The organism is Cupriavidus sp. Agwp_2, assembly GCF_040784895.1.
In the GTDB taxonomy this organism is placed as follows: domain Bacteria; phylum Pseudomonadota; class Gammaproteobacteria; order Burkholderiales; family Burkholderiaceae; genus Cupriavidus.
In genome coordinates this window covers 64,194-80,851 of sequence record NZ_CP088085.1, presented here as the reverse complement: position 1 = coordinate 80,851, position 16,658 = coordinate 64,194, and the positions used below count along the sequence as shown (strand labels likewise).

15 protein-coding genes are annotated in these 16,658 nt (G+C 61.9%); 5 read left to right on the top strand and 10 right to left on the bottom strand.

The genetic code is table 11. The annotated features are described in order from the left end of the window. Positions 1-98: 98 nt before the first annotated feature. The 4 genes from LPA45_RS30645 (at position 99) to LPA45_RS30630 (ending at position 4,251) form a co-directional block, all read left to right on the top strand. Complete coding sequence (locus LPA45_RS30645) at positions 99-866, top strand: IclR family transcriptional regulator (protein WP_317925002.1); 768 nt, start codon at positions 99-101, stop codon at positions 864-866. Between the two features lie 303 nt (positions 867-1,169). Continuing rightward, positions 1,170-1,796, top strand: a complete 627-nt coding sequence (locus LPA45_RS30640) for a tyrosine-type recombinase/integrase (RefSeq protein WP_317926009.1) — start codon at positions 1,170-1,172, stop codon at positions 1,794-1,796. 157 nt (positions 1,797-1,953) lie between these two features. Continuing rightward, positions 1,954-2,931 carry an AraC family transcriptional regulator gene (locus LPA45_RS30635; protein WP_367395313.1) on the top strand — a complete coding sequence of 326 codons (978 nt, stop codon included), beginning with the start codon at positions 1,954-1,956 and terminating at the stop codon, positions 2,929-2,931. A gap of 135 nt (positions 2,932-3,066) precedes the next feature. Continuing rightward, the gene (locus tag LPA45_RS30630; RefSeq protein WP_367395312.1) at positions 3,067-4,251 is read left to right on the top strand and encodes an FAD-dependent oxidoreductase; all 1,185 of its coding nucleotides are present in this window, start codon (positions 3,067-3,069) and stop codon (positions 4,249-4,251) included. Between the two features lie 255 nt (positions 4,252-4,506). Here LPA45_RS30630 and LPA45_RS30625 read toward each other — a convergent pair whose 3' ends face one another. The 7 genes from LPA45_RS30625 to LPA45_RS30595 all read right to left on the bottom strand — a co-directional run bounded on the left by LPA45_RS30625 (position 4,507) and on the right by LPA45_RS30595 (position 10,332). Then, complete coding sequence (locus tag LPA45_RS30625) at positions 4,507-5,301, bottom strand: PRTRC system ThiF family protein (RefSeq protein WP_317925730.1); 795 nt, start codon at positions 5,299-5,301, stop codon at positions 4,507-4,509. Continuing rightward, positions 5,301-5,942, bottom strand: a complete 642-nt coding sequence (locus LPA45_RS30620) for a PRTRC system protein A (RefSeq protein ID WP_317925731.1) — start codon at positions 5,940-5,942, stop codon at positions 5,301-5,303. Before LPA45_RS30620 ends, LPA45_RS30625 begins: the two co-directional genes overlap by 1 nt. Before the next feature lie 5 nt (positions 5,943-5,947). Then, positions 5,948-6,670 carry a PRTRC system protein B gene (locus LPA45_RS30615; protein ID WP_317925728.1) on the bottom strand — a complete coding sequence of 241 codons (723 nt, stop codon included), beginning with the start codon at positions 6,668-6,670 and terminating at the stop codon, positions 5,948-5,950. An 11-nt stretch (positions 6,671-6,681) separates the two neighbouring features. Further along, entirely contained in the window at positions 6,682-7,815 is a 1,134-nt protein-coding gene (locus tag LPA45_RS30610; RefSeq protein WP_317925727.1) for a PRTRC system protein F, read from the bottom strand. Between the two features lie 102 nt (positions 7,816-7,917). Next, the gene (locus tag LPA45_RS30605; protein WP_317925725.1) at positions 7,918-8,136 is read right to left on the bottom strand and encodes a PRTRC system protein C; all 219 of its coding nucleotides are present in this window, start codon (positions 8,134-8,136) and stop codon (positions 7,918-7,920) included. 11 nt (positions 8,137-8,147) lie between these two features. Then, positions 8,148-8,606 carry a PRTRC system protein E gene (locus LPA45_RS30600; protein WP_317925724.1) on the bottom strand — a complete coding sequence of 153 codons (459 nt, stop codon included), beginning with the start codon at positions 8,604-8,606 and terminating at the stop codon, positions 8,148-8,150. Positions 8,607-8,670: 64 nt separating this feature from the next. Then, positions 8,671-10,332 (bottom strand): PRTRC system ParB family protein, encoded by a 1,662-nt coding sequence (locus LPA45_RS30595; protein WP_317925722.1) that lies wholly within the window; start codon positions 10,330-10,332, stop codon positions 8,671-8,673. Between the two features lie 513 nt (positions 10,333-10,845). Here LPA45_RS30595 and LPA45_RS30590 point away from each other — a divergent pair. Next, positions 10,846-12,075, top strand: a complete 1,230-nt coding sequence (locus tag LPA45_RS30590) for a hypothetical protein (RefSeq protein WP_317925720.1) — start codon at positions 10,846-10,848, stop codon at positions 12,073-12,075. A gap of 409 nt (positions 12,076-12,484) precedes the next feature. Here LPA45_RS30590 and LPA45_RS30585 read toward each other — a convergent pair whose 3' ends face one another. The 3 genes from LPA45_RS30585 to LPA45_RS30575 form a co-directional block, all read right to left on the bottom strand. After that, complete coding sequence (locus tag LPA45_RS30585) at positions 12,485-12,724, bottom strand: hypothetical protein (RefSeq protein ID WP_317925718.1); 240 nt, start codon at positions 12,722-12,724, stop codon at positions 12,485-12,487. Continuing rightward, positions 12,721-15,831, bottom strand: coding sequence for an SNF2-related protein (locus LPA45_RS30580; RefSeq protein ID WP_367395311.1), 3,111 nt, complete (start codon positions 15,829-15,831; stop codon positions 12,721-12,723). The genes LPA45_RS30585 and LPA45_RS30580 overlap by 4 nt, the downstream gene beginning before the upstream one ends. 219 nt (positions 15,832-16,050) lie before the next feature. Further along, on the bottom strand, positions 16,051-16,557 hold the full coding sequence (locus LPA45_RS30575; protein ID WP_367395310.1) for a hypothetical protein: 507 nt from the start codon (positions 16,555-16,557) through the stop codon (positions 16,051-16,053). Positions 16,558-16,658: the final 101 nt, after the last annotated feature.

Genomic DNA, 16,658 nt, shown 5'->3' with positions numbered 1-16,658 from the left:
ACCACTGCGGGCTCGGCTGCCATGAAGTTTTCCGCTTATTTGCCTCGCTGAGAAGGCTAGAATGTCCGGCAGCCGGACAAACGAACAGGTGAAGTAAAGTGACGAAAGCGCCCAACGATGATGGCAACCGATCGCTCCAACGGGGATTAGACCTGCTCGACTGCGTCCGGCAACACGCTCACCAGGGCATCCGCGTCATGGAGATCATGCGGATTTGCGCGCTCGAACGGGCAACCGTATATAGGCTGTTAAGCACGCTGATCAACGCTGGCTACGTGACAAAGCGAGACAGATACTGGTACGTGCCGGGGCCGCGCTTGCAAGAAGTATCCAGCGGCGCGACGCCAGTGGACGATCTCGCGATGCGACTGCAACCGGTGCTGCGACACATCAGCGAAATTACCGAGGACTCTGCATTTGCTGTGGTGCGCGAAGGCGCCCAATCTCACTGCATCGCCCGGCAGATCGGCACGTTTCCCGTTCAGGTGCTGATCGTGCAGGTTGGCCGCCGTCAGCCTCTGGGCGTGGGCGCCGCCGGATTAGCGCTACTCGCTGCGCTGCCCAAACACGAGGCCGCAGCAATCGTTGATGCGAACGCCTTTACGCTGAGCAGTTATGGCGGGATGACGCCTGATCGCATGCACCTCTTGTTGAAAGCCACGCGCGAGCGCGGATGGTCCGTTATCGGTAACCACGTAGCGACGGACACGCTCGGCGTGGGGTTCGCAGTTCCGGCGGCGGGCGGGGTGCCTCTGGCAGCCGTCAGCGTGGCAGCGCCGCTGGCGCGCATGCAGCGTCAGCGGCAAACCTACATCATCAAGGTTATTCAGAGCGCTCTCGCCAAGTGTTTACCGACAGGGCTATAGGGGCGCTGCTTTGCCCCGGCTAAGCCCCCTCCCGCGCGAACCTGCGTTCTCCTATCAGATTGGTAGCGTGAAGACCTTTTCCGGTTATCGATGGGCGCACGCATCGAACGTGGCGACAGTGCCTGGCGCGAAGAGTATTCGGGCGGCCGCCCAATTCTACGGTCTCGAAATGACTTCATGTGTGTCCGCTGTAGGCCAGCATTCGGACCTTCGCGGAGAACTGTAGGGATGGCCGTAACGGGTCGATCAGCGACCGCCGGCAGAGGCGCAGACTAGTTTCCCTTCATTTGAATGGAGACCGTCATGGAAAACACCTTTGTCGACCAAACGCGTCACGTCCCGTGGAACAAAGGGAGGCTGACGGGCCAGAATCCTCCACTGAAATTGAATGAGATCTGGGCGATACGAACGCGGCTTCAGCTTACGACGAATGTTCGCGAACTGGCGATGTTCAACCTTGCCATTGACAGCAAGCTCCGAGCGTGCGATCTAATCCGCCTGCGCGTGCAGGACATCTGCATTGGCAGCCAGGTTGGCGCGAGGGCAACAGTCTTGCAGCAGAAAACTCAGCGGCCAGTGCAGCTCGAGATCACTGAACAAACTCGCCAAAGCGTTCAGTGTTGGATTTATGCTCGCGGACTCAAGCTGGGCGACTATCTCTTTCCGAGTCGCTTGCATGCATCACCGCATCTGTCGACACGACTGTACGCGAGGATCGTTCATCGCTGGGTCGCCTCCATTGGTCTTGACGATTCGGCTGACGGAACGCATTCCATCCGACGCACCAAAGCGGCGTTGATCTACCGACGTACGAAGAATCTGCGAGCCGTTCAACTGCTTCTTGGCCATACCAAGCTGGAAAGTACAGTACGCTACCTGGGCATCGAAGTGGACGACGCGCTCGAGATGGCTGAGCAGACCGAAGTGTAGTTAAGGACTTGGCCGGCCAGCGGTCGCTTGCCGGCCAGTTTCTGCCGTTTGATCTTTATCGCGCCAATGACCGAAGTCGGCCAACGCTGACATTTGCAGGAACCGCCGAAGACGCTGAGCTAGAATCCCATGGCCCGCGCACCTCACTTTCCCGACGATGAATCCCGGACCGCATGACGTCCTGAGCCGACTCCTTTCCGCATGCAAGGCCGAACGCGCCGTGACGGCAAGCTTCCGGCTCCACGAACCGTGGGCATTGCACTCGGCCGGCACCGAGGGGGCGCTGATCCGCATGTGCTCCGGTCCCGGGTACTGGATCTGCACCGATGGCGGCACGCCTGTCGAGATTGATCCGCGCGATATTGTCATGCTGCCCCGCGGCACCCCTCATACGGTGTCATCGACACGCGACCCCGGTGATCGCGTCGTGCCGTTCGCCGATCTGCTGCAGGCGCACATGATCGGCCGCCATGGCGACCATCCGATCGAACTGACATATGGCGGGGATAGCACGGGCAGCACCGACATCCCACCCACGCAACTGTTCTCCCTGCATTTGTGGATGCCCGCGCTGGACGTGGGCACCATCCCGGCGGAATTGCCACCGCTGATCGTCCTGCGTGCCAATGAGCAGGCGCTGGCGCACACGCTGGCAAACACGATGGAACTGCTGGTGCAGGACTCGCTGACCCAGCGTCCTGGTTGGCAGTTGTCCGCTGCACGCATGGGCGACCTGCTACTCGTGCATATCCTGGGCGAGTATCTGAGCACGCCCGCGGCCGCGCGTCAGGGCACACCGAACGTCCTTGACGACCCCGGCATCGCGCGCGCCGTTGCCGCCATGCAGGAAGCGCCGCAACAGCACTGGAGCATTGCCCAGCTCGCTGCCGTGGCGTACCTGTCGCGCACGGTCTTCTTCGAGCGCTTTTGTGTGCTGCTGGGGGTGCCGCCGATGCAGTACCTGAGTGCCTATCGCATGAACCTGGCTGCCGAACGGCTGCGCCAGCCGCGCGCACGAATTGCCGATGTTGCCGAAGCGACTGGCTATGCATCCGAAAAAGGATTTTCACGCGCGTTCCAGCGCTGGATAGGCGTGTCGCCCACCCAATACCAGCGTGACGCCTGGGCGCCATGACGTTTCCGCGCCCCCACACGCTGCCGATCCGGACGATCGGTGCCCGAATCCGGCCTTCCGGAGGTTGAGCGTGGCATAACCACCGCCCAATAATTCCGCTCAGTCGCCTGCACCGGCGAATAAGGAGACTTGGGTATGAAGCAGATGGAACACGCGCTGATCGTGGGGGGTGGAATTGCCGGCTGTGCGGCGGCCATTGCACTGGCACAGGCTGGTGTGCGAGTGACGATGCTGGAGAAGCAGCGAGAATGGAAATTCCGGAGTTCTGGCATATTCATCTATCACAACGGACTGGCGGCGCTCGGCAGCCTTGGCGTACTGCCGCAAATCGTGTCGGGTGGCTTTGCCATTGCCGATGGCCGGAACAGCTACCTGGACGAGCGCGGCGATCCGATCACCGATACGTACTACCCGTCTCGGCGCCCGGACATTGCGCCGATCGTCGGCATTCGTCGGGCCGAGATGCATCGCATCCTCGCCAGTCGGCTCGATGCGCTGCGCGTCGATGTCCGTCTGAGCACCACCGCCGTCCGGATCGATCAGAACACGTCAGAGTACGTCACCGTCGCTCTATCCGATGGCACCATAGGCCGGTATGACCTTGTAATCGGGGCAGACGGCATTCGCTCGGAGATCCGTCGTCTGGTCGCGGGCCCGCTGGAACCTGTCTATACCGGACTTGGCGTCTGGCGCAGCGTGCATCCGCGTCCGAAGGACCTCACCGCGAAGATCATGATGATGGGTACCGGTAAGCGGCTTGGCATCATGCCGATCAGTGATGATCAACTGTACCTGTTTGGCACGCTGCCTGAACCCGCCGGGCAATGGTATGAACGGGCCGATTGGCCGGCGCTGATGCAAGCCCGCTTCGCGGAGTTCGATGGCCCGGCGCGCCAATTTCTAGACGCGCTCTCGGCTGACGCCGAAGTGCTCTACACCGCCGTGGAGGAGGTCGCCGCCCCCCTGCCTTGGCACCGTGGCCGTGTGATCATGATCGGTGATGCGGCGCACGCCTCCACACCCTTTATGGGACAAGGCGGCGCGATGGCGCTCGAAGACGCAGTGCTGCTAGCGGAGATGGTGTCGCGTGACGTCGACGTGGAGACCACGCTGCGAGCCTTTGGCGAGGCACGCTATCCCCTGTGCAAGTTCGTGCAGGACACCTCGCGTAAAGTCGGCAAGGCCGGAGCACAGGAAGATGCGGACATCATCAAGGCGCGCAACGAAACGATGCGCCGATCCGCCCAGCGACAGGTGGACGATTTCTACGCGCGGATGGATGTGCTGCGCCGTCAATCGCCCTGGGCGCAGAACGCCTGACAGGCGGGGTACAAGCGCGCCTCGCCAGTCGCTAGCGCGGGCGCGGCAAGAAATCACCCACTGCATGAAAGGAGGGGGCCGGTGGGACGTTGCGATCGACAGCTATGGCCCAAAAATGCGGTCGCACGCTGAGCCGTGCGCGAATGACTCAGAGGGGTCGTTCTGCGACCCTCAGTCACCCCGCGGAGCGGCTATGAACCAAAAAAAACCCCGAACATCAGTTCGGGGGTGGGTGTATGAAATATCGACGCGCCCTCATTTCGCCTTGGCACGCTTGCGCGTGGGCCTGGCGGCCACGGCGTAGCCGAATCGGGCCCATGCAGCTGGATCGATCGGCAACGGATTGGTGCGTCCAGCCTCCAGGTTGACGAACACGCCCGAATACTTCAGCGTGCCCTGCCGGAAGAGCGTCCACAACAGGTTGAAGGCCTGCACCGCGATCGCTTGATTGATGACCAACGACTGCTTGCGCAGCGCGTCGGCCATCGAACAGGACGGCCCGGTGTCGGCCTTGTCGCCCTTGGGATCGATCAGTTCCGGGAACAGGTCGCCCACATGCGGAAGTCGAGTTTCCCGCTTGCCGCCCACCTGGCCAAGAATGACCTGACCGCGGTCGGTCTCGTTGCCGCAATCCAGGTAGTAGCCACCTCGGCCGCGCTTGAGCGCATCAAGAATGGCTTTGCGCGCCGCGCGGGAGTCCACGCAACCGATCGCCATGTCACAGTGAAAACGATCCTGGCTGCCGATCCGTCGTGGCATGGCTTCCCAGCGGGTGCCCATCAGCAAGTTAAGGCGATTCACCAGCAACGTCGCCTTGTGCTGGCCGACGTCGTTCGGATAGAAGCCCTGGCGGCCGACGTTCGTTTCGCTCACCGTGTCGTCATCGTACACCGTGCATTCGATCCCGCAGGGGTGGCCGAGTTCGAGCATGGCGTGGTGCAGACGCGCCAGCGCCGGCAGCAAAGCGCTGCCGGTACCGCCCGCACCTACCACCACCACTTGCCAGGCATTGCATCGCATCGTTTCGGGGATATGGTGTTCGAACGTCATCACACCACCTCCCGGGCCCGTGCAGCCGCGTACCAGTTGCCCGGTACTCGGTCCACCGCTTCGAAAATTCCCTTGGCACAGAGCCGCAAGCACAGCGACGGTGTTGCAGCAAGGCAGTTCCCCATCACGAACGCGAACTTCACGTCATGCTGATCGTCCTTGTTGTCCGTCGGTGAGAAGCCTGCTGGAAACTTGCCGTGCGAATGGCAGTCCACCACCAGCACCTCGCCATCTGCCAACGCCGGTCTGTCGTAGTCCAAGTGATCGCGGCCGTGCGAAAGGATCGTGACCGGGACCAACTGGAATGCGCCAGTAGCTGAATTCCAGACGATCCAGCCCCCGGTCTCGTTGGGCATGGCTGCACGTGCCATCTCGGCGAATTCCCCGATCAGGTGAGCGGGGATCTTGCCGCAGCGTAGGTCCGTCGCGGCAGCCGCGGTGCCATATGGCACCGCAGTCTTGATGTCGAACCGGCCCACGCGGCGCACCAGGCGCAGCCAGGGCCGCGACACTTCCAGAAACACGCCGTTGGCGGCGATCAGCAGGCGTTCTCCCGTCGTTTCCAGAGGTGCCAGTTCGCCGAAGCGCGGCACCATCACTGTCGGGCAGGATTTTTGCAAAGTAATGTCCATCGGATGCAGCATGTCTAGGCTCCAATTTTCCCGGCGATCAGCTGGCCGAGAGTCTTGTTCATGGGGATAAGGGCTAACTTTGGGAATGTTGAGAACTTCCCGTCGAGCATGTCGCGCCAGAAGGCAAAAAAACCGTCTGCGTAAGCGACACGCGTGCCACCGACATTCGGATGCGTGAAGGCAGAAGCGAAGAACGCCTCTTCCCAGCCGGCAATTGAAGCCACGTCGATCTGCTTGGGCACGTGTGCCGAGCCGATACAGATCTTTCCGTGGTCCCAGGTATTGAAATAAGGCGGCTCGTACAGCACCGACTCTGGATTGGGTCGCACATCCTCGCTCAGGGCAAACACGCGAAAGCCATTGGCCGCCGCGTGAAACACCAGTCCGGGATGAGGGACGACCACACTGCGGTTGCCCAACTCCTGACAGGTGAAGAACACGCGGCGATTGCCAGGCGGACACCACCAGCTAATGGCCTCCGGACTGATCGACAGCACGTTCGGCGTGAGGAACTCGCCTTTGGGCAACGCAGCCTCGGCAACCTGACGCACCGCCTGAATTAGTGCACGTCGGTTGAGCGGGGTACCAGCCCCAATAGCTGGGCGGCCTGTCTGGCCGTCAGTGACGATCCGATGTGCGGTTGCATAAGTGAAGGAAGACAAGTCGCGCCCATAAAGCAAAATGGCCCCTTGGAGGGCCACGTCATGTTCGCGAGATGCGCTATGAATTTCGGCCATGTGGGGCCCTCCTATTCAGAAATTTCGGTGAGAACGCGATCAAGTGCACCGATCACGTCAATCATGTCAGCCAGTTGCTTGAACTGCCGGCGGATTTCGCGCGTTGTGCTCTTCAGCGGAATCAACGCCTGGAACATCGTGGCGTCGCCTGCATTGTTGAGACACTCAAAATGGTCATCAAGGATTTCTCCGACCCAGTGCTCCCGCCACATAGCAATGGTTGCCGCCGAGTACGCCGGCTCCGCCCATTGCGAACCATCGAGAACACGACTACGACGAGTGCGTGCCAGTACCTCGTGCAGATGCAGCAACGCGAGGCAGATTCGGCGCGCAACGCCGCGCTTGCGCGCCGCGAGCGATTCAAGCTGTTTGGGCGTCAGCACATTCAGCTTCATGGACTTGTCCAGTCGCCGGTATGAGGGCACGGCATCGTCGGGGGCCAGCAAAGGCAAGACAGCCGACGGGAGATAGCGCTCAATCTCTTCGCTATCCTCGTCTCCGAAGCGCTCAGCAAGGTGCTTTCGCGCTTCCTCATCACTCATCGTGGCATCGTAGTCCCACCACCATCTGGAGAACATCTCTGCCAGATCGTCGGGCGTGCGCAGGAATAGTGATTTCCCAGCTGCCTGACTGACCAATTGTAAGGCTGTGAAGAGCAGCGCCGGATCGGCACGGCGCATGGCATCAGCGCGCGGCCCGATCTCGAACACGTTCTCGTCGGGCAGCTCGATTGCCAGATACAGGGGCGCATCGACCTCGCCGTCCCATCCGAACTGACTGACCTGATCCACTGCGGCAGACTGGTCCAGCAGCGCGAAACTGAACGTAAGACGCTGGTACTTTGAAACACGCCGGCGCAGCCAGGCAAACATCGCTTGGGCAAACGCATCGCCGGCGCTGGTAGCACCGTCGACATCCGCAGCATCCAGCCCATCGCACGCGAAGTGCTGGCGGATCAGGAGGCGTGCGTCCTTACTGTCGCCGTACTTGACCTTCCCGCGAGCGGGAACGTCATCCGGCAGAGTCGGTAACGTCAGAAAACCATTGGCAGCTCGACGTCGGGCAGGGCTAGGCTGTCGCGAAAGCGTCCAGCCGGACTCTGATGCAGGGAGGCTCTCATCAACGGGCCGAGGATCGAACAACACGATTCCATCTCCTCAGAATGTAAAAAAACCGCCCTTTCGGGCGGCTCCTGGTCGGAAGGCAGGTTGAAGTCCGGTGTGGACAGCGCCTGCATCAAGTCACGCTTACGCATGGCAGCCCTTGGCGCCGGCGGCTCGCACGAACGTGTAGCGCATGACGGTGCCGTTGTGCTCCGGGCCGTCCACCGTGGCGGTGGTCAGTTCGGGGTACTGGGCGGTGTACATGTCGCGCACCTGGTCGGGCGTGAATGCCGGCCCCGGATCCATCAGGGTCATGCCGTTGTAGGTGAACTCACGGGTCAGTTGCTGGACGGTCAGGCTCATGGTGTCGCTCCTTATCCAAGCAGATCGGCGAGATTAGTACCGATCTGCTCGGGCGAGGTTGCTTGTGGTGCCGGGCCCGCAGCCTTGCCCTCGCCTTCCGCGTTGTCGTCCGTGCCGTCAGTACCATCCGCATCATCGGAAGACGATGCGACCGGCTTGCTGTTGGCCTTGGATAGCGCCTTCTGCGCCTTGGTCGATTGCGCGCTGGTTGCGGCGTTCAGGATCGAAGCCGTGGCTTCGACCTGTTCGGCCAACGAGCGATGCGAAACCGACACCGAGGCGATTGCCTGGGAAAAGCCCTCGTCCAGGTCCGCCGCGGAGGCGGTCAGAGCGAGCGGCGTGGCCAACGCCGCATCAGCGGCCTTGGAAACGACCGGTGCAACGACAACAGCCATCGCGTCACCTTTCATGGTTAGCGTGAGCACGACCTTGTCGCACGCCGCGACGAGCGGAACGAGTTCCTGAAACATTGGGAAATCCTTGAAAAGATGAGTAAATTGGGAAAAGCGACCGCCGGGAGGCGGTCGATTGCGATCAGAATCGAAGAACCTTGGGCAGCTTGCCTGCGTAATCGAATCCGTCGACGTTGAGCAATGCCTCGATCAGATCCGGCTTGGACTTGTTGAAGACCTTGGCGAAGTTGTCACCAAGCGCCGCACGCAGGCCCAGTTCGTCGGCCAGCACCTTCATTTCTGACTTGGTCAGCAGCTCCAGAAAGTCCTTGGACTTTTGCAGATTCCAGTGCTGGCGCAGGTCCAGCTTGTGGTACTGGCACATCGCCACGAGGTGATTGACTTCGATCCCCTCAATGGCCGCGACGGTCATCGCTGTGGTCAGCGTGGCACGTTTGCCGCCATCCAACTCTTGCACCGTGGCCAGGTTCTTCTTGAGGTCGGTGGACGAAGCTTTCTCGTCAGTCAGCTTCTCGAAGATCTTGCCCATGGTGTCGCCACTAATGTTGCGCGAGAGGCCGGACAAAGCCACCGCCAGCAAGTAGACGTTGGCCGTCTCGGGAATACTTGCAACCTCGCGCCGCAACGCCTTACGCCACAGCGCGACTCGGTAGGTCTTCACCTTCTCGGTCTCGCTGATGTGCGTGACGGGCTTTTCCTCAGCCGGAGCCGTGGTCGAGCCCTTGACAGTCGTGGAGGCACCCGCAGCCGCTGTGGTAGGCTTTTGCGCGTTCGCCTTGGCGTCGCGCTCGGCCTTTAGGCGTGCCGCGATCATCTTGCTGTTGCAAGCCGTATCGAAGCACTGGCCGCGGAAGACTTTGCCGATACTATCCGGCAGGGCGCTGACAGCCGCCCCATAGTGCTCGCAAGCGTGGCAAGCCTTCGCCTGCCCTTCGCCTACTCCGGTCGGACCGTCCACCACCAGTTGCACGCGCGTATGGTTGTCACCCGCACGCACAATCCGGATCACCGGGTACTCATCCTTCAGGCCGTAGGCAACCGTTTCCAGTTGCTTGTCGGTCTTCTGGGTGTAGCAGGCGCGGTTGGTGCAATTGCCGGTCGCAATGGCCTCACCGAACATTTCCGTCTGCAACGACGAGTTGTGCGGGCACGCAGCGCATTCAGCCTTGTCGAAGATCGCCGTAGCGAGGCTGCACGCCGCAGCCTCAATGGTCTTCTTCAATTCGGCCACCGACTTCTTCTCGCTCACGATCACAGGCAGGAGCTTGTCCTGCTTGTCCTTGGCGAGCGTGGCCAGCAGTTCGGCGTGGCCGAGTTGGATGGTGCGGGTATTGAGCGCGTCCAGAACGGACGTGCTGCAGTTCATCAGCGCCAGGCGTTTGTCCAGCGTGGAGCGGGACCATCCCAGGATCTTGGCGGCTTCCTCGCGGTCGCCCTTGAGTTGTCCGACGATCCGCGCGGCAGCCACGGCTTCTTCGGAAGGCGCCATGTCCGCACGCTGGACGTTTTCGATGAGGGCGAGCCGGTCGGCTTCCTCTTCGCTCATCTTGCGGATGGTGACAGGAATCTGGTAGTCGTCGCCATGCGCCGCTTTCGCGGCACGCAAACGGCGCTCGCCGGCCACCAGCTCGAACACCTCCTCGCCCAACGGACGAATCAGGACCGGCTGGATGACGCCGTTCTCGCGAACGGAATCGGTCAGCTCGGCCATTTCGGCAGGATCGAAATACTTGCGCGGATTGCGGCCAGGGTTGATCTTACCTACGGCGATGGTGGGATTCATTATGGGGTTCTCCGAAACGGAAATGGGAACCCGTTGCCGCACCGGGAACAAGTTCCCGATGGGATAAGAAAGGAAGGCATGGCGGCCCGGCAAAGCGGGAAGCCAAGTTACTGCAAACAGCTGCGCACCAGGCGGTGCTAGGTCGATGCGTCAGGGACGCTGAAGTAGGCGACAGGATATACCAATCGTCTTGTTCACGCCACTGAGGCTACGCGGTTCCTCGTGGCTTTGCTTACGCTGTCAACGTGGCATTGCCGGCGCGCCAGCGCCCGAGTCCCAAGGCGACTTGGGGATCGACAAAAAAAGTCCGCACTGTGGCGAGCTACGGGTGGGAAATCGAGAGAGGTCAACTCACGACCCACAAATTTTCCGTCAAATGTAAAGACATATATATCCCCCGCAAGGGGCATCCGACGCTCGATGCGGGGCGCATTTCCGTCGCTATACTTCTCGCCGCCAAGAAGTGAGCAAGGTCCGCCAGGCCTTGCCACCAATCAACGCCGAGGGGCACACGTGACTAAACTAAAAAGAACTCGCAAGACTATCCGCCTACTGACAGCGTTGGCTGTCATCGCACTGCAGTCGGCCTGCAGCACCTCGCCCGTCGTCTTCAGCGCGAAAGAACGCCGGGACGCAGCGCAACATGTGGTCCCCGCCCAGGAGCTCGTCGCCTTCGTCGATCGTCACGGCAATCTGTATCCAGGGCAGGAGGTCGAGGTTAAGCTCGATGCAATGACGGCCGTCAGTGAACACTCTGCCGACTTTGCATCCCTGGAGGCGCTTTATAAGCGCGGTGCGGACCCCGAAGGCTGGGCTAAGATGCGCTCGCAGGCCGGGGTGACCGATACCGGGACGTTTGACGAGCAATGGAACCTCGTTCAGACCAAGCTCCGGGCAAGCCTGGTGCAGCAAATCCAGCAACGTACTCAAGGAACTCGCCCCCTGGTCATCCTTATCCACGGGTTCAACAACGACTACACCGCTGCCGACGCTTGGTACCACTTGGTCTCCGAGGATGTCCGGAAGCTGCAGCGCGACGCCGTAGTGTTGCGGCTCCACTGGGACGGCATGGTGCAGTCGGGCGTCCCGGTGTTCATTTGGCGTGAGGCGCAGTGGAACGCACCTATTGTCGGCCTGGCCTTACGGGATCTGTTGCGCTCCTTGCCGTCGAGTCAGCCGGTTCGCATTCTCACTCACAGCACCGGCGCCTTAGTGGCGGCCAACGCCTTGGGAGACGCGACCAAGCCTCTAGACTGCGAGCGGCCTGGCTATGCTGAATACTGCAAACGGATCAGCGACTCTAATACCTTGCCGAATCAAGACCTCTATCGAGTCGCCCTGGTGATCCCAGCTGCCAGCCTAGAAACGTTCCGGAACTACCCCAACGCGAGCCGCACTTGGCCGGAGCGCATGATCCTCGGGCTTAACAAGGACGACTTCGCGACCGACAAGTTGATCTTCTCCTGCCGCTGGGATGGTGCAACCTGCATGAACACTTGGGCCGCGGACGCCTGCCGGGAAGTGAAGAGGGCCTTCGAGCAGGCTCCTTCCAAGACACAGGTGTCTCTATTCCAGTTCAGCAACTCGCCGGGCAACTCGGAAGGCTCCAAATGGATCTTCTGGGAAGAGCACAGCATGGAGGCCCAGCGCAACCGCAGCAAGTGGTGGCCCCTCCTGCATCAACTGCTTGACGTTAACCCTGCGGTGAGTGACGACTCGATACGGTTCTGCGCTAGTAACTGACCGCGTCATGCCTGAAGGGTGGTGCATGTCTATGACCGCTACACCTCCCTGAAAGGCCGCGAAAAAAAGCCCTCATTCGAGGGCTAGAACTACACGTAAGGGCATCGTAGCGGGGCACGCTACGGGAATCCATCATAACTGCCAATCCGGCAATCTCATCCCCCGAAAGCTCTCGAATTTGCTATGCCTTTCGACGGACTGTGCGACTTTTCTCGCCGCCACATGAAAGTTTGCCCTCCGTCGCGGCCCACACCACCTGGCATGCGCGCTGCGCGCACAAAAAGAAAAGCCCTCCGGGAAACCGGAGGGCGTTGCATCAAAGTCCTAAGTTTGCGACAACCGACCATCCCGGCGACTGCGCCGCCGGCACATGGCCGCGGCGCTGGAACGTTCGGGTCGGCCCCTATTGCTACACCGGCTGCCGCGGCCCGATCGGCCGCGACAGGAGCGTGGTAACGGCGCCGGCCACGTGCCAGCCGTCCAGCTCCGACTCGTGGATGCCGTGCACCAGCCGGTCCAGGCATATCACTTCGACCCCATCCGCCTCGATGGTGCCCAATATCTTCGCCACGGCGGTAACGCGAGTGCCGCGGCGCTTTACGGTGGCCACGCCCTCGCCGATGGCGATGGTGCAGTTATCAACTTTCATGCTGCCTCCTTGAGCAGATCACGTTGATCCCGGGCCTTGCGGCCGTGCAGCTTGGCAAGATCGTCTACAAATTCGTCCAACAGCGTGTCCATGTGCAGGAACGCCTCGTCCTCCAGTTCCGGCGTCGCCCAGTCCAGGCCCGCCTCAATGGCATCCCGTTTGTGCGCCACCATCTGGTCCTGATAGGTGTCAATGCTTCCCGGCAGGTGGAAATAGACGACCTTCAACTGCCCTTTCCGGCTCCAGCGCAGCGCGCGTCGCATCGCCTGATATTCGATACGCCACGTCCACGAACGGTCATAGAAGAGGACATAGTCGGCATTGGGCAGGTTGTAGCCCGCCCGGCCCGACGCCTTGGTGCACAACAGTCCTGTGGCACTTCCACCCACGAAGCGCTTGTCCTTGTCGGCCACGCGCTTCGCAATCGGGATCCCGCCATGAAACGGCACCGTCTCGACTCCCTTCGCCTTCAACTGGGTGGCGATGAGGTTGATGACCCCGGGGTTCTCCGCAAACAGGATGGCCTGCTTGCCCTCAGCGGCGATGGCTTCCAGCCGCTTGATCACCGCGCGCTGTTTGCTGGTCAACTGCGCCAGCCCCCCGACACGATCCACCCCGTGCTGCGGGTAGTTGGCGGCGAAATGCACGGCGCGGATGCGAGCCAGGATCGCGATCAGGTTGTTGGACTTCCCTTCCACCTTTCGCACGTCCCGGTACCACTGAGCAAACTCATCGGCCGTCCGCAGATAGAGCGACAAGTGCGCAGGGTCCCAGTCCGTCTCGACCACCTCGACCGCGGGCGGCTCGACGCGGATATAGCGGGCTACATCGGGCTCGCACACCAACCGGCGCTTTACGTGCGGCGCCAGCATCTGCCGGTACCGCGGCAAGTTGCCGATCTTGGGCACTTCGCGCTTGGCCCCATCCTGCAGGCTTTCTGCGAATTCCCAGGTGACCCACTCCAGTACGACAAAGTCGCTGCGGAACCGGTCGATTCCGCGCTCGGCATGCTGCACCGAGGCGAGCCAGTCCGCTTCCAGGTAGCCACGCCGGTAGCCATAAGGCTGGGCCGCAGTACCGTCGCCGCCCGTGAACGCGATCAATCCGAAAATGTCGCGCGGATAGTTGGCGATCGGGCTGCCGGTCAGGATATAGCGCCGCTTCGCCGACAGCTGCCAGAGCGCGCGGCTCTGGTCGCTGGCCGGATTGGACAGTCGCTCCCCCTCATCGGCCACCAGCAGGCCGATGCGACGGCGCAGCCGGTGCGCGTAGGTGACTCGGCGTGAGGCCTGCCGGTCGACGGGCATGCGCAAGCGCTCATAGGCGATCAGGTTGAGGCGACCCAGCTGCACCAGGTCTTCAGACGACTGAATCACGTGGACGTCCGAAGCTGGCATGACTTGCTCCAGCTCGGCGCGCATCTCGGCGATCAGGCGTGCCTCGACAACGATGAGGCCGTGCTTGACGCCCGACAGCAGGATCAGGCCCGCCGCGAGACGCGACTTGCCGCAGCCCTGCTCCCACGCCGCCACCGCACCGTTGGGCTTGAGTAGCAGCTCAACCAGGTCTTCCTGTTGGAATTGCCAATCCAGCCACCGGTCGATGCCCAGCGTCAGCAGCCGCTTGCGCAACCCTTCGGCCTGCCCGGGGTAGCGCTTGGCCAGCCCCTCGTGGACAATTTCCCATGCCTGCGCCGATTTCTCGAAGCTGTAGCGGGTGGTGATCTCGTCAAACGAGACGACGTAGGCCTTGTCGCGTACCTGATACTGGTAGCGGCCGTCGGCCTGCCGATCGAAGCGCACTGCCTGGCCGGCCTTGATCACCGGGCCGCCCCAAACCGACGAATCGACCAGATGCGTCTTCGTCGCCGTGCCGACTATGGTATCGGCGGCGCCTACGCCAGTCGTCCAGGCCACATGGCGCAATGGCAATGCCTGCCGCTTGCTGCGTCGCAGACGCTGGCGGAAGTGCTCGAGGAAGCCTGGCGCAAACTCCGGCTCACCGCCGGCGGCCTTCACCATGCCGACGAGCTCGCCCAATGCCCCGATAGGATCGGGCTGCACCAGGTAGGCCTCCAGATCCACCCGGCCCGTACCTGCATAGCGAAAGCCACGCGGCAGGCGCTGGCCTTCCAGCGACACGATGCGGCGCTCCAGCACTCGGTTGAGCACCATCGCCTCGACGAACCCGCAGTCGAATCCAAGCACGATCCATCGGCCGTCATGTGAGACGCGTACCCGTTTCTGCGAGGTCACCGGGCGCGTGATGGCCGGACCTTGGTCGTCCAGCAGCTGGTGACCAAGCCGCGGCTCGCCATAAAGGCGACCCTCGGCCTGCAGCTCCAGTGCGGGCAGCGGTTGGGTCAGATCCGACACGGCCTGCCGCACGAAATCACTGGCTCGCATGCGAAAACGCGCGAACACAGCAATGGAGGTGCGCACCTCCGCCCCTTCCTCCCGGAAGGCGCTCGATGGCAAGTCGAAGACGCCCACTACGCGCCTGGCGGCATCGCTGAACGGCTCGCCGTGAGCGATGAGCCGGCCGGCGAACTTGTCGACAAAGGTTGCGGGCAGCAATGCCACTACGATCTGCGCCGCGTCGAGTGCCTGTGACAGCGCATACTCGTGGCTCAGGGCACTGGTGCTCGCGCCGAAGCGGCCCCAGGTTGTGCAGTCGTAGGGCTTAAGGTGCGGCGACTCCAGATGGATAGAGAACGGCGGGTTAATGAGGGCGATATCGAAGCGCTTCGGATGGATTTCCTCCATGCTGGCGTGCCGAAAACTGCCGTCAAAGCCAGCCGCCTCGACGGCTTGCTGAACCGCCTCGATCGTTGGTTGGTGCACGTCCACGCCATACAAGCTGTGCGTGTCCGGGTCCGCGAACTGCAGCAGACGAGCCGAGCCGACCGAGTTGTCGAGAATCGACACCTTCCGGTTGGGCTGCCAGTGGGCCACAGCTCCCCACATCAGGCGGGCAATGGCATCTGGCGTAAAGAACTGGGAGAGATGGCGCTGACGCGCCGCGTGCAACTCGCCCATGTTGGCGATCTTCTCGGCCTGGGAGCCAAGGCTAACAATCGCCCGCAAGGGCACGTACCAATTTGACATGCTGGGTTCCAGAAAAGAAGGAGTCCCGCCGGTGAAAGTCACTGGCGGGGCGTTAAGGGGATGCAAGCAATGGGGGGCTATGCGGACTGAGGTGATATGACGGTATGCCGCTGGACGACCGCTAGCAGCGTGTCAGCGACCGGCGTGGCGAAGCGCAACTCCCAATACTCGTTGTACTGGATGACGTCGAGGCCTGGGAAAGTGCGCCGCTGCTGCGACTCAAACACATCGGCGGGATGGAGCTGCGCGAAGCAGCTGGCCAGGACCGCTTGTCCATTGCGACGCGCAAAGACCGCGAGTGCTGCGAATGCCTGCGTAACAGGCTCCATACGAGCCGAAATGCAGTTGGCGCGAGGGCCGCGAGGCATAGCTGACCGTCTGCGATATCGCAACGAGCTTGAGGCGAACGAAGACAGTGGAGCGGCGCACGGCCGAACTGCTGGCCACGCCGAAGGCACGAACGAGCGTGGCCGCTGTCTGCCACACCGCTTTCGCGGGCCCGTCGGCCTCGTATGTCTCGCGCAGCAGATTCCAAAAGCGATCCAGATCCGGCACGACACCGGCGCGGATAGCTTCCCAGATGTTGGGATAGTCGTCGATGGGCAGCCGTGTTTCGTCGATGGCGATGGGGGCACCGTCGATGCCAAACTCGACGCCTGCCCGCTGGATGATCTCGGCGACCTGCTTGCGGCAGAACCGTTTGAGGTCGGCCGACGATGGCGCCATAGCTTGGGGTCCGGCTAGGGTCTCCCCTGCGCGGAATGCCTCAATGCGTGTGTTGTAAATGACTTTCACTCCAAGAGGCCGAGGCGCCCATAGGCGCCACC

Excerpts from the sequence above, each read along its gene's own strand:
- LPA45_RS30640 (WP_317926009.1), top strand. The coding sequence starts at position 1,170 with ATGGAAAACACCTTTGTCGACCAAACGCGTCACGTCCCGTGGAACAAA.
- LPA45_RS30585 (WP_317925718.1), bottom strand. The coding sequence starts at position 12,724 with ATGAAAGTTGATAACTGCACCATCGCCATCGGCGAGGGCGTGGCCACC.
- LPA45_RS30605 (WP_317925725.1), bottom strand. The coding sequence starts at position 8,136 with ATGAGCCTGACCGTCCAGCAACTGACCCGTGAGTTCACCTACAACGGC.
- LPA45_RS30600 (WP_317925724.1), bottom strand. The coding sequence starts at position 8,606 with ATGTTTCAGGAACTCGTTCCGCTCGTCGCGGCGTGCGACAAGGTCGTG.
- LPA45_RS30630 (WP_367395312.1), top strand. The coding sequence starts at position 3,067 with ATGAAGCAGATGGAACACGCGCTGATCGTGGGGGGTGGAATTGCCGGC.
- LPA45_RS30575 (WP_367395310.1), bottom strand. The coding sequence starts at position 16,557 with ATGGCGCCATCGTCGGCCGACCTCAAACGGTTCTGCCGCAAGCAGGTC.
- LPA45_RS30595 (WP_317925722.1), bottom strand. The coding sequence starts at position 10,332 with ATGAATCCCACCATCGCCGTAGGTAAGATCAACCCTGGCCGCAATCCG.
- LPA45_RS30615 (WP_317925728.1), bottom strand. The coding sequence starts at position 6,670 with ATGGCCGAAATTCATAGCGCATCTCGCGAACATGACGTGGCCCTCCAA.
- LPA45_RS30580 (WP_367395311.1), bottom strand. The coding sequence starts at position 15,831 with ATGTCAAATTGGTACGTGCCCTTGCGGGCGATTGTTAGCCTTGGCTCC.
- LPA45_RS30625 (WP_317925730.1), bottom strand. The coding sequence starts at position 5,301 with ATGACGTTCGAACACCATATCCCCGAAACGATGCGATGCAATGCCTGG.
- LPA45_RS30635 (WP_367395313.1), top strand. The coding sequence starts at position 1,954 with ATGAATCCCGGACCGCATGACGTCCTGAGCCGACTCCTTTCCGCATGC.